Origin of the sequence: Deinococcus budaensis, assembly GCF_014201885.1 — a bacterium.
Classification (GTDB): domain Bacteria; phylum Deinococcota; class Deinococci; order Deinococcales; family Deinococcaceae; genus Deinococcus; species Deinococcus budaensis.
This window is the reverse complement of sequence record NZ_JACHFN010000005.1, coordinates 85,619-97,777: the sequence shown is the minus strand read 5'-3', so window position 1 is coordinate 97,777 and position 12,159 is coordinate 85,619. Positions and strand designations below refer to the sequence as shown.

The following is a 12,159-nucleotide window of genomic DNA, read 5'->3' as shown; positions in this document are numbered from 1 at the left end:
CTGAGTGAAGGGGATTACGGCTGCGTCAGGGTGCCGATGAGCTGTGGAGTACGCTGAATGGTCCACTTTGTTCCTTCGCGGTTGAATGTGACGGGCACGAACAGGTCCACGTACGGCGCGGCACCGGCCCGCACCTGGTCCGCGGCGTGGCGGTTTTTCTCGGCCGTGACCTGCGGTGTCCCCACCGTATCCGAACCGATCCGGGTGGCCGCCGCCTGGATGGCCTGGTAGCTCAGGAACGGCTGGGCGTTGGCCCGGTGGACCCGCACTCCCCACTCACTGGCCTGGCCGCCCTCACTGCGCAGTTCCGGCTGGAGCCGGTAGTTGGGGTCCTGCACGGTCGCGAGCATCAACTCGTGCCGTCCCGAGTCCTGCGAGCGGTAATCCGCCCGGAGGTCCTCCAGCGTGTACGCTCTCACGTCGGCGATCAGTTCGTTGATGGCCTGCTCCGCCTCGCGCGCCGACGGCTTCGTTGCCGACTGCTCCTGCACGCTGACGGTCACCGCCTGACGGTCACCGCTCTGTACCTGCGCCTTGCAGCTACAGATCAGAACAGGGACGATGAGCAGGAAAAGTTTGGTGGTCATAGCCGTGTACTGAGTTTCACCAGGGTCGGCCAGGTGGCCCGAATGGAGTCGGCAGTGGTCACGGACCTGAAGGCGCTGCTGCCCTGCTCGGTCTTGTTCACCAGGCGTCCGGTCAGAACCACCGAACCGTACACCAGGATGCCCTGGTTCACAGGAATGCTGGACCGGTAGAGCGCGATCCCCACGCTTTTCAGGGCCACCATGCTGCGCGCGGTGCGGGCGTCGGTCAGCACCGTGACGCGTGCGCCTGCCCGAGCGGCCTTCACCAGGGCGTCGGCCAGGTCCTGCGGCATCTGGTAGGTCACGACCAGGACCTCGCCGCGGTCGGCTCCCAGATCGCCGTACAGCACTCCCGGGTTCAGGAGGAGGGCCTGGGGCCGCGCCGTCAGCTCCCGCATCATCTGCGTGGCCTGCGCACGTTCTTTGGAAGAGAGCTTGGGCGGGGTCTGGGAGGGGGCGGTCGCGGCGCTGGCAGCGGACAGGCCCGCCAGCGCCGTGACCGTCAGCAGCCAGGCGTGAAGCCGCCTCACTGGACCCTCAGCTCGGGGTGGCCGCTCAGCCCCGGGATGGGGAAGCCCTCGGGCACCGACACCCAGGCGAACCGGAAGGCGGGTAGGGTGAAGGTCATGGTGCCCAATCCGCCCGCCGTGGGGGCGACGGTGCAGCCCGCCGCGCTCACGACCATGTCCGGCATCAGCATCGGTACTGGCACCGGCACACATCCAGTGAGGGTGCAGTACCGCGCGTGGGCGTAAAAGGTGAGCGGGCGCCTGTCGACCATCGGCAGGAGTTGCTGCCAGGTCTGAAACAGGTTGACGCTGCCCTGGGTGGAAGCGTCCGTAAGGTTGCCCGCCTCCAGCCAGCGCTTCAGATCCTCGAGCTGCACCAGCTTGCCGCTCACGCGGGACTGGTTGCTGATGAGCTGGGAGCCCGGCGTGCGCACCGTCAGGTAATCGGCGAACTGCGGCGTCTGCGCTTTCGACGCGAGGTCCACCAACTTCGCCGTGTTGGGCAGCGCGCCCGCCACCGGTGCGAAAATCACCCCGCTGCGGTTGCCCTGCCACTTCGTGTAGCCGTTCCAGTGCATGCTGCCTTGCATCTTGGTGGCGACGGCCCCCAGCACGTTCTCCACATACTCCTTGTAGTACTGCTTGACGGCCTGGTTGCAGGAGTTCTTGATGCGGCTGCGGACCTCGCCCCAGTTGAAGGCCAGGGGTAGCGGGTACCTCGGTCCCGAAACCCCGTACACCGAGGTGTTGGGCATGTACACGCTGCCGGGGAGGGGATAGGCCGAGTCGGGCAGGACCTGTGGCAGCTCGCGCCCGGGGCAGTACTGCGCGCGCGCGACGCGCGGGTACGGGTAGTTCGGGAGCGGCACCCCGTCGTCCTTCAGGCCGTAGCTCAGGCCGCTGGGGAGCCTGAAGTTGGGGTTCGTGCTCCCGGCGGGCACGCTCAGGGCGTAGGGGGCCGGGGTGCTGCTGATGTCGAGCGGATTCCCGGCCAGCAGCTTGGCCGCCGTGATCGCCATTTCACCCGCGATGTTCAGCCCGGGCGTGCATCCCAGCGGCCGGGTGGCGTAGGGCAGCGCGGGCAGCGCGGTCGCGGCGCTGATGCTCCTGTTCAGGTCCATGCTGACAGCCCAGCGCGTCCGGTCCTGAAACCGCTGCCACTCGTACTGCATGATGCCGCCCAGGTCGCGGCTCACGTCGAGGCTGCTCTTCTGGAGGCTGGTGGGGTCGAGCAGGAACGGCACGCTGAATTCGAAGGTCGGGCAGGCACTGCTGGGCTTCGCGCCGATCTTGCAGCCCTGATCCCGCCACCTCCCCAGCAACTGAAGGTCGATCACCTCGATCAGCGCGCGGTTGCGGTAGAAGCGGGTGTTGGGGGCGATGTTCGTGTCGATCAACGACACGATGCCGGTCTGCGCCGACGCGCTGCCCACATTGAGCGTGGCCAGCAGCAGCCCGGCCGCGCCGAGCTTACCGCCCCGCATGGCCCGCTCCGGCCAGCACGAGGGTCAGCGGGCCGCCGACGTCGTACTGGTGCGCGCCGCTCATCGTCGAGCCGATCCAGCTCCAGGTGATGGGCGCGTTCGACACGCTGCCCGTCGTGTCGACCACCAGGTTGCCGTACACCGTCTGCCCGGCGTTCACGCGTACGGTGCCGTTCTGGTCCCCGAGGACGGCGACTTTCAGGGCCTGGGAACCGGCCTGCATCCGCACGGCCTGGGGGTTGAACACGACGGCCTCGGTCCCGATGTTCGTGATGCGGTAGCCCAGGTTCAGGCTGGTGCCGTTGCGGGTGCCGCCGATGAAGCCGAACCGCAGCCACTCGGGCGCGACCTGTGGGCCCGTTGCCACCGGGATCGTCGGGGTCGGCGCCAGCGCCGCAGGAGTCCTGGGGGTCGAGGCGGCGGGTACCGTGGTGGTCGGAGTGCTGTAGACGGGGCGTGCGGCCTGGACCGGCGCCTCGGTGAGTTCAGGGTCCGTCGGGTACTCGACCACCACCCGGCGGATGTACCGGCCGCTGGCGCTCGCCAGGCTGTAGACCACCTGAATAGAGTCGCCGTTTTTCAGACGGATCGTCAGATTGCCCCAGCCGGTGTTCTGGATGGCCTTCAGGAAGACCACGTTCGAGTCCACCTGCACGTCGAGCTGGTCGTCGCGGCCTGAGATGATTTTGGCCACGCTGTCGGGCAGGTCCAGTTGCCACGTCTCGCCCTGGTGCATCTTCAGGACCATCGGCCGGTCCTGAAGGTCCAGGGCGTTGAACGTGGTGGTGATGTTCCCGCCCAGCGTTGGGCCGGGTGTGGCGGCGAGCGACAGGGACGCGGCGGAGAGAAGTGATAACGCGAGCAGCACCTTTTTCATGCCTTCACCGTAGGTGGAGACTGGTTCACGCCAAAAAAAGAACCTCAGAAGTCAACACGTCGTGTTGAGATTTCTGAGGTGACCTTGGAGGTCAGGCAACGGCGTTGCCTCTCGGGGATCAGTCGGTCCAGAGGGTCAGGTGACCGATCAGGCTGACGATCTCCAATGCGTCGTCCCGCTTCAAGTTGTACTCCCGACAGAAGGCGTCCAGTGGCTGAGTTCCACTTTCCGCAGCTTCCAGCAGGTCCTTGAGAGGCAGGGACATCGCAAGGGGCCAGAGTCCAGCGTGTGCCAGGGCACGGGCGGCGATCCCGGCTTCGCGGTGCATCGTGGTCGTCTCGAACCGGCGCTCGACGTCCACCTCACTGGCGAGGGTGTCACCGTACATCCGGTCATCGTCCTCGCCGGTGTAGTCCAGGGACCACATCGGCGCGTACTGCTGGGATTCCAGCAGCTCGGTGACCGTCCTCAGGTTCCAGTGCCGGGGCATCGGTTCCTTTTTCACGGTGTACTGGCTTGCAATCTCGCGCAGCACCAGGTCGGGCGTGATCATGGCCTGATCGATGCCGTAGGCCAGGAGCGTCGCACGAGCCGCCCAGACGGTGCGCAGGCGCTGGTCAAGCTGCTGACCGCGACCACGCAGGAACGCCACCCCCTTCGGAAGTTCAGCTCGGCTGGACTCCTCGAAGTACTTCAGGAAGGTGATCCCTGCCCTGGGTCTCCAGCGGTGAATCACCTCCAGGCCGTTGCTCGCAACGAAACTGAAGGCCTCCTGCCAGCTGGAGAACTGGGGTGCGGCTTCCACGCTCACTTTGAGAGCGATGGGAGCTGCAAATCGCCAGAGATTCTCCACCGAGGCGTGAGCCTCGGTGTTCCACCGCTGGACGTGCCTGAGCCAGTTAAGGCACGCCAGGGTGAGGAGATAGGGCGGCGTGCTTCCCCAGACATCGAACCAGAGCGTATGCACGTCCTTGTACGTGTTGATCACGTTGGCGTGCCACACCAGGTCGGTGTTGGAGAGACGGACGTACTGCCGCCGAATCTCTTCCCGCATCAGCTGGAGCTGATCCCGGAGGACCGCATCTGAGGTGGGCAAAACGTTCTCGTCTGCGGTGAACGTGTGGGCTTCCGTCGCAAGAGCAGAAGCGAAACCAAAGGGCCGACGCACCAGGTCCAACATACTTTCCTCCTGAGTTTTTGGAAAACGCAGGGGCAGCGTAACAAGAAACAAGTTTCCCCTCCTACTTGCGCAGGAGGGGTGCGTTTTCCAAAGCGCTCCGGTTGGGAAACCCTCTGGTAAGGGCCAGTTTGGTCTGAACCAGGCTCCGCCGTCAACCCGCGGCGCGGCGTTCCCAGCCGGGAAGGTACCGGGTGGCGAGCGATGTCAGGCCAGGCAGGAGGATTCCCCGCGCCTGTTGTTGAGTCAGGTGGCCGAGTTCCGCCGCGATCACCTCCTCGGGCACCGCCAGGGCCGTGAAAAAGGACACGACGCGGTCCACTTTCCCCTGGGCTGTCCAGCTTGCGGCGACACACCGCAGGGCCTGGCGCCGCTCCTCGCCGTTCAGGTGCGGCCAGACCCGGACCAGCCGGTCGGGGGTGGTGACCGGCTCCGGCTTCCTGGACGCCCCCACGCGGGGGGCACGGGTAAACGCCGAGTCCACCGACGCCTCCCAGTGGTCCTGCGTATACGGCTCTCTCTCGCCCTTGGTGTTGTATTCGGGCACCCGCGTGTGGAACTTCAGGTCCTTCACGTCCTCTCGGCCGTGCCCCCAGTCGCGCAGGGTGCGCGCCAGCCAGAACCCGGCGTTGTCACGCCCGTAGAAGGCGGCCACCAGCCGCAACGCCTCGTCCAAGGCGTCCTGCATGACACCCGGTGGCGGGCGGCTCCCCGCTGCAGCGGGGAGTGGGGAAGGAGGGTGGGCCACTGCCGGTGAAGCCGGAGGTTGCCGGGGTGGACCGACCAGCCCCAGCAGCACCTGAGCGGGCACCGGCAGGAACGCCGTCCCTTCCAGATCGGCAAGGGGGCGCAGCCAGGTGTAGGGTCCCGCGCGGCTGACCGTGGGCGGAAGGATGGCGTACCCGCCGTCGGCCCGGCTGTCCAACCCGGGAAAGGCCGCCCCGAGTGCCGCCTTGCTGTTGCTGTTCAGGGTGGGGACGCGCCAGGGCGGGGCGGCGACGTGGATGTGCCAGCCCCCGCTCCCGGTGCGGACATGGGGCCGCACCCCCCAGCGCTGGCGGAATTCATCCCCGGTTGCGCCATCGAGGTCGATCACGACCCGTCCGGACCGCTGCCCGGTGAGACAGGCCAGCCCCTTCCCCGCCGGACGGCGGAACCACGTCACCACCATGTCCTCGGTGGGTGCCTCCTCCATCAGCGGGCGCCAGGACGGCACCCACCGGCCCGGGGCCTTGCGGCTCGGCGCGCGGTGCCCGGTGTCCATCAACACCAGGTGCGGCCGCTTGTCGTACTCTCCGCCCGCGTTCACGGGCATGACCACCAGGCCCGCGGCGTGGGCTGCCAGCGCCTCAATGAGCAGGCTATTCGCTGGCAACGGACGGCTCCGGTTGGGTCGGCAGCGGCCCCAGCGCGCTGATCATGTCCGCGAGGGCCGTGATGGTCGACCCTGTTTCCGCGTTGGCGCTCAGCAGCAGGTCCAGGGAAGCCTGGGCCGTCATGACCGGCACGATCCGCCGCTGCGCGCTGAACTCGAGCGTGCGGAGCGTCATGTCGTTGGACTCGCTCATCAGGACCTGAAGGTGGGTGCCCACCAGCCGGTAGGGGTAGACGCGCAGCGTCACCAGGGTGTCCCAGTCCACCAGGCTGAGGGTGCTGGGATCGGGTGGGCTGATCTCGGGATCGACGTACTCGAAGCCGTTCAGGATGGCCTGCGCCTCGGCGGCCTGGGTTTCCGTGATGAGGCGGCGGCCGCGCCAGTCCGCGATGCTGCCGCCCGCGAACAGCCTTGCCCCGCGCCCGGTGGCGATGGCCAGGGCCTCAGACTCGTCGAATCGCTCGTACGGCAGGCGGGGGTAGATCAGTGCAGACACCCGGCGGTACACATCCGGCGTGACGAGTTCCAGGGTGATGAAGCTCCCCAGTTCGTGCAGGTCCTTCACCCGCAGCTCGGGGTCGTGGGTGAGCACGTGCAGGGACAGGTGTTGCCGACGGTGGGGGAGAACGCCCAGGCGTAAGGCGGTCCTGTGGTCGATCAGGTGCCCTTCGAGGCTTTTCAGCGCCTTGTGGTCCGGATAGAACGGCCAGTTCAGGTCCCGCGCGAACTGCTGCCAGACCTGCCCGGCCTGGTCTCCCAGAAGCTCTGCCACGGCGCCCAGGAATGTTCCGCCGCGCCGCTCCTGAACGCTCAGGGCGGCCGCCACCTGCGCCCCCGACAGGAGGCCACGGGCCTGGAGCGTCTGGAGGTCGAAGCTCATGGGCGCTCCCTCGCGGCGTCAGCGAACTGCGTGCCTGCCAGCAAGCGCGTGTGCTGACGAAACAGCCCCGGGTGTGCTGTCCCCTTGGGAGGTTGAAAGCGGATCTGCCTACTGGCGATGGTCTGGGCGAGCCTGAGCATGTAGGGCCTCAGGTCGGCCTCGTGCTCTCCCATCACCTCTTCGGGCTCGGTCCACAGCCGCCGGGCGTCCCGCGACTGGTTGTGAATCTCCACCGTGCTCCCGGAAGGCATGGTGCTGAAGGCCCAGCGCACCGCGTGCAGTTCCGAGAGGGTCAGGTTGGGACCCTTGACCGTGTTGCGCCAGGTGTGCAGCCGGTTCGCCCCCACCAGAACGGCACCGACATAGGCCTCCTGACCATCGGTGATGCAGCCGGTGTACAGCTGGAAGTCGATCATGGGGGGCAGGTCCGGAATGCGGTGTTCGTGCAGGGCCTCGGCGTACTCTGCGAACAGTCCCACCCCGCCCTGCCGCCGCGCCAGCGTGAGGGTCAGGTTGTGCCGCTTCAGGGTGCCCGCCAGTTCCGGCGGGCGCTTGCCCTGGCGGTCGGCGATCCGCACGTACTCGGTGTGTGGACTGTGCAGGGCGATGACCCCGTTGTTCGTGCACCGTTTGATCGCCTGAAGCAGCACGCTGCCCAATAGCGCCTGACGGTCTGCCTGAGCCGCTACCTGGTACTGGAAGGCCCGCCCTGCCCCGTTCTGCGCGATCACCTCCGTCACCTCGACGTTCTGAGAGCCCGGCAGGTTGCGGACCAGCAGCCACAGATGCTGCGTCGGGCGAGAGGTGGTCGAGGTGGGCATGGGTGTGGCTGCTGGTTTCGTCATGGCCGGGAGTCTCCTGGGTGGGGAGAGGAGGGGTCGTGGCGGCCACAGGCGCGGCAGGCTGGCCGAGTTCCTGGGCCATGATCTTGAGGACCTCGGCGACCACCCCGGCCCCGTGGACCCCCTGGGTGTACACGCGGTAGTTCGTCGCGCTGCCGCCCCCCGTTTCCTGAAGCAGCCCGTACTCGACGAGGCAGGTCAGGTAACGCTTGATGGTGGCCTTGCTGCCGAGCCGCTGGAGATCGGCGTGACTGGCGAGGGCGCGGCCCCAGCGCCTGAACACCTTCAGCACCTGATCGGCGAGCTCCACATGGAAGTCTTCCTGCTCGCTTGCTGGCGTCTCGGCCAGGTGATAGAGCTTCTTGCCCAGACTGAGGCTTTCCACCACGAGCAGCGTGCCCTCCCGCGCCATCACGGTCAGGATGCTCGTCAGGGTGGTCTTGTCCAGCAGCAGTTCCGCGTAGAGCTGGTTGTACGCCACGGGCTCCGGACATCCGGCCAGGTACGTCCGCACGCGGTGCTCCAAGGTGCGCAGCGCTTCCGCTTCGCGTTCGGGCAGCATGAAGCGCCCGCCGTTGCCGCCGTGGCGTGTGACCAGGCCTTCCTCGCACAGGTCCTTGGTAACGGCGGCCAGCGTGTCGTACCCAGCGCGTAAGGTGGTGTTGACCTGCTCCCGCAGCTCGGTGAGGGAGAGGGACGGATGGGCAGGGTCGTTCAATACCGTGAGAACCAACTGCCGGTGTGTGGTGCGGCGGTGCTCTTGGGCGGCTCCCATGCCGCGCACCCTAGGGAGCGCATTGTGGAATCCCGGCTAAGTCCTATGGAGACCTTGTGGAAACCTCGTGGAGCCGCGTGACGAGAATGTGATTTCAGACGCTTATGCTGGAACCGTGGCGGCCGAGCTTCCCGACCTGAACCAGCGACTGGCCACCGTGGTGGCGGGTTACCTGTGCATCAGTGAGGGTGGGGAGCGGCTGTGGCGTCGGCCGGACGGCACCTCTATCGCGCACTGCCCCAACTTCGAGAGCGGGGAGCGCTGGGAGGACCTGGAGCGCGGCCTGCAACGGGCCGACGTGTTGACGGCCGTGCAGGACCGACTGGGGCAGGAGTTGCGGGACCTGCATTCCACCGCGCGTTGGCGGGATGCCCTGCTCACCATGCTCGACCTGTTGATGGGGGACAGCCGCGTGGTCCAGGCGGACCACGCGGCCCTCTCGGCCCTGGGGTTGCAGCCCGACCGCGCGGCGGACGCGACGAGCCGGCGTGCGGTCCTGCGGTCGCTTCGCCGCGCCCGGACCACGTTGAGTCTCACGCAACAACTGGTGTTCTTCGACCGGCCGACGTTCTGCCGGGATGCCGCCGGACAGTTCAGGCTGGTCTATCAGTCATATGCCTCAACCGGTGACCTGGCACCCCTGCTCGCGGTCCTCGCTGCTCACGGCCTCGAAGGGCGGGTCCTGGAGGTGCCTCCGTTCGCGCCGGCCGTCCGCCTGCTGATGGTCAGTGCGGCGTCTGTTCCGGTGCCCTCGGAGTGATCCCGCGCCGTGCCGTCAGTTGGGGAACAGGACCTGGAGTTCGCGTTCGGTGTTCTGCATCTTGGCGGTGTCCCCCAGGGCGCGGTGAATCTCGATGAGCGCCCGCAGGATGTGCTCCGCCGGATTCAGGTGCTGCACGGCCTCGTAGTACCGCAGGGCCTCTGTAAAAGCCCGGCGCTCGAGCGCCTCAGTCCCCAGCACCTCGTACGCATCGGACAGAACTTCCGGAATTTCCGTCTCCCGCAGATCGGCCGCCCAGGCACTGTCGATCCCCGGCAGGAACTCGGTGCCCTGCCCGAGGAGCTTGCGGAGGGCCAGAATGTTCCTGGTGCGGACGGCCCGCCGCAACTCGTCGATGTCCGTGCGGACGTCAAGCTCGTCACTGTACTTGTACCGGCGGCTGGCGTCCTGCACCACCGGGTGCGGTAGACCGGTAGCTCTGACCAGCGACTGACGCAGGGTGGACAGGGCGTTGCGGTGGTCGCCCTTCTTCTCGCCGATCAGGATGCGTTGCAGTTCGCCTGCCGTGGCCGGTGGCACCAGGGCCATCAGGGCGATCAGCTCCTGGGCACGGGTGACGTTGCTGCCGACAAGTTGCAGCGGCTCGTCGTTGAGGGTGACCGTCAGGGCCCCCAGCGTCTTGATGTAAAGCCGGTGCCGCTGATCCTGAAGTTGCCCGAACGCGAACTCCTGAAGTTCGGGGACAAACCAGCCTTGCCGCACGGCCTCGCGCAACACCGGGCGGGTCACGGCCAGATCGGGGTAAAGGTAGCGGCGGCTTTGTTGCTGGCGGTGGAGCTCCATAAACGCGCGGATGTGCTCCTCCCCGAGCGTGCCCTGCTCATGGGCGATCAGGGCACGGTACAGGCCAGCCCGCGCCGCCCACTCGCTGATTTCCCCGGTCTCGGTGGGCACGGCCCGGAAGTGCGAGGCGGCCTCCGCTCCCCGGCCCTGAGCATAGGCACGTTGCCCCTGCTGGAACTGAATCAGCCCGGCCAGCGTGGCGTTCTCCTCGATCTGCGGGTGCAGCTCCAGCAGGCTCTCGGCAAGCCCGAGGTGGCGGTCGGCCTCCACGTGCTGGAATTGCGCGCGCAGGGCTTCCGAGAGGATCAACTCGGCCATGTATTGCCGGTCGGGGCGACCGCTGACGCGCGCGTGCTCCACGGCCTTCATGAGGTGCCCCGTGGCCTCTTCGGTTTTGCCCTCCTTGAGACAGATGCCGCCCAGCGCGAAGTACACGGACGTGAGGGAGCGTGCCTGCTGCTCCTCGGCCATGTTCAGGGCGCGGTGCAGCAGGTCTCTGGCCGGTGTCAGTTCATCCTTTGCGGCGTGGAGGAGCGCGGCGTTCAGCAGTGGGATGGGCAGGCGGCCCACCATCCCTAGCCGCTCGAAGATGAGGTGGGCTTTTTTCACGGCGTTCATGGCCTCGTCCAGCTTGGAAAGGCGCAGGTAACTCGCGTTTAGGCCGATCATCGCGGTGCCCAGCGCTTTCTCGGCGTTGTTCGTCTCCGCGAGCCGGGCCGCCTTGAGCAGGAGTTCGAGTCCTTCCCTGGGATGGCCGATATCGCGCAGAATGTTGCCCTCGGTCGACAACAGCTCCAACTGCTCTTCGACGCCGTACTGTCCCAGGTACCCCTTGGCCTCCTCGATGAGTGCCTTCGCATCGAGCAGGCGGGCCTGTAAACACATCCCGTGAGCGAGGGCGGGCAGGACCTGGACCCGCGTGCCCGGCGCCTCGGCAAGGGCCTGGAGGTACCCCATCCCCGCCTGAAGCTGCTCGGTCTCGATAAGGGCTATCCCGTAATGCCGGGTCAGGACGGGGGAACCGGTGGTGACCTCCTTTGGCAGCCTGTCCAGCACCTGACGCATCACCAGGAACTGGCCGCGGCTCATGAGGGTCGGCACGACCCGCTCCGCCAGGTGCGCCGCCTCACTCACCAGGTCGGCGTTCAACAGCAGCCCGAAGGCGTGCAGGGGGCGATCACCTGCGAGGGCGCGTTCGGCGGCCTGCCGGTAAGCCCGTTGCCATTCCTGTGTGTCCCGGCGCAATTGCTCCTCGAGCACGCCCAGGATCACTTCATGGGGGTTGAATCCACCCTGGCCGTTTTGCAGCAGTGGCCACCGCGCCATCAGCAGCGTGCCCAGCCAGTTGTCCGGCACCTCCAACCCCAGGGACGGTGGGAGGGAGTCGGTCCAGGTGTCGTACGGAGCTAGGTGCGGCAGGACCCGCTGGAGGTCGCGCGGCAGGGTCCGCAGGAGGACCCGGATTAGCTCGGCCGCCGTCTGCCCGTACGCCCCGGTAATCGCGAGGGCGACGCCTAACGGCCAGCCATGCAGGTGTTGAAGAGCGGCGGAGTTTGGAGCATGAGGCGCCTCCGAGGCCAACAGGTGCAGTTCATGGTTATCGAAGGCCAGTTGCTCTGGGCCGATGACCCTGACGTGCTGCGTGGCGACCAGGTACGGCACTTCGAAGGAATCGAGCGTACGCCCGGCGATGATCATCCGATGCTGCTGGGGCAGGGCCCGGACCAACTCCAGCAGCCACGTCTCACTGTCCGCGCACAGCCGCTCGGCGTGGTCCACCAGGATCAGGGCGGGAGGCAGGTGGCCGAGCAGTCTGGCCGTCTGTCGGGCAGGCAACGTGCGCTCGCCATTGCCCGTGTGAATCTCGTGGGCGACTTCGGGGAACCTGTCGGAAAGCGCTTCGGCCATCGCCTCGACCAGGGCGTGGGCGTCCCCCTCGACCTCAAGCAGATTAAGGGGAACGCAGAGTTCAGCGTTCTCGGCCGCTTGAGCCATCAGGATGGTTTTGCCGTACCCGGACGGGCCGAGCAGCAAGACCACGCGCGATGCGCCCGGTCGCCAGAGGGTACTGAGGAGACGCATCCGCGGG

At 67.1% G+C, this 12,159-nt stretch carries 11 protein-coding genes; 2 read left to right on the top strand and 9 right to left on the bottom strand.

The features are described 5' to 3' along the window. Positions 1-14: 14 nt before the first annotated feature. The 8 genes from HNQ09_RS08050 to HNQ09_RS08015 all read right to left on the bottom strand — a co-directional run bounded on the left by HNQ09_RS08050 (position 15) and on the right by HNQ09_RS08015 (position 7,734). Positions 15-587, bottom strand: a complete 573-nt coding sequence (locus HNQ09_RS08050) for a hypothetical protein (RefSeq protein WP_184027726.1) — start codon at positions 585-587, stop codon at positions 15-17. Continuing rightward, positions 584-1,117, bottom strand: a complete 534-nt coding sequence (locus HNQ09_RS08045) for a phospholipase D-like domain-containing protein (protein ID WP_184027724.1) — start codon at positions 1,115-1,117, stop codon at positions 584-586. The genes HNQ09_RS08050 and HNQ09_RS08045 overlap by 4 nt, the downstream gene beginning before the upstream one ends. Next, on the bottom strand, positions 1,114-2,580 hold the full coding sequence (locus tag HNQ09_RS08040) for a hypothetical protein (RefSeq protein ID WP_184027722.1): 1,467 nt from the start codon (positions 2,578-2,580) through the stop codon (positions 1,114-1,116). Before HNQ09_RS08040 ends, HNQ09_RS08045 begins: the two co-directional genes overlap by 4 nt. After that, positions 2,567-3,457: a hypothetical protein gene (locus HNQ09_RS08035; RefSeq protein ID WP_184027720.1), complete on the bottom strand. Its 891-nt coding sequence runs from the start codon at positions 3,455-3,457 to the stop codon at positions 2,567-2,569. Before HNQ09_RS08035 ends, HNQ09_RS08040 begins: the two co-directional genes overlap by 14 nt. A 118-nt stretch (positions 3,458-3,575) precedes the next feature. Continuing rightward, complete coding sequence (locus HNQ09_RS08030; protein WP_184027718.1) at positions 3,576-4,637, bottom strand: hypothetical protein; 1,062 nt, start codon at positions 4,635-4,637, stop codon at positions 3,576-3,578. Between the two features lie 151 nt (positions 4,638-4,788). Then, positions 4,789-6,009, bottom strand: a complete 1,221-nt coding sequence (locus tag HNQ09_RS08025) for a bifunctional DNA primase/polymerase (protein WP_184027715.1) — start codon at positions 6,007-6,009, stop codon at positions 4,789-4,791. Next, positions 5,996-6,889, bottom strand: a complete 894-nt coding sequence (locus HNQ09_RS08020; protein ID WP_184027712.1) for a GspE/PulE/PilB domain-containing protein — start codon at positions 6,887-6,889, stop codon at positions 5,996-5,998. Before HNQ09_RS08020 ends, HNQ09_RS08025 begins: the two co-directional genes overlap by 14 nt. Continuing rightward, entirely contained in the window at positions 6,886-7,734 is an 849-nt protein-coding gene (locus tag HNQ09_RS08015) for a hypothetical protein (RefSeq protein WP_184027709.1), read from the bottom strand. Before HNQ09_RS08015 ends, HNQ09_RS08020 begins: the two co-directional genes overlap by 4 nt. Positions 7,735-7,846: 112 nt before the next feature. On the opposite strand from HNQ09_RS08015, the gene HNQ09_RS08010 reads away from it, so the two are divergent. Continuing rightward, entirely contained in the window at positions 7,847-8,386 is a 540-nt protein-coding gene (locus tag HNQ09_RS08010; RefSeq protein ID WP_184027706.1) for a hypothetical protein, read from the top strand. Between the two features lie 235 nt (positions 8,387-8,621). Then, the gene (locus HNQ09_RS08005; RefSeq protein WP_184027704.1) at positions 8,622-9,266 is read left to right on the top strand and encodes a hypothetical protein; all 645 of its coding nucleotides are present in this window, start codon (positions 8,622-8,624) and stop codon (positions 9,264-9,266) included. Positions 9,267-9,281: 15 nt separating this feature from the next. Here HNQ09_RS08005 and HNQ09_RS08000 read toward each other — a convergent pair whose 3' ends face one another. Beyond that, positions 9,282-12,152: an ATP-binding protein gene (locus HNQ09_RS08000; protein ID WP_184027702.1), complete on the bottom strand. Its 2,871-nt coding sequence runs from the start codon at positions 12,150-12,152 to the stop codon at positions 9,282-9,284. Positions 12,153-12,159: the final 7 nt, after the last annotated feature.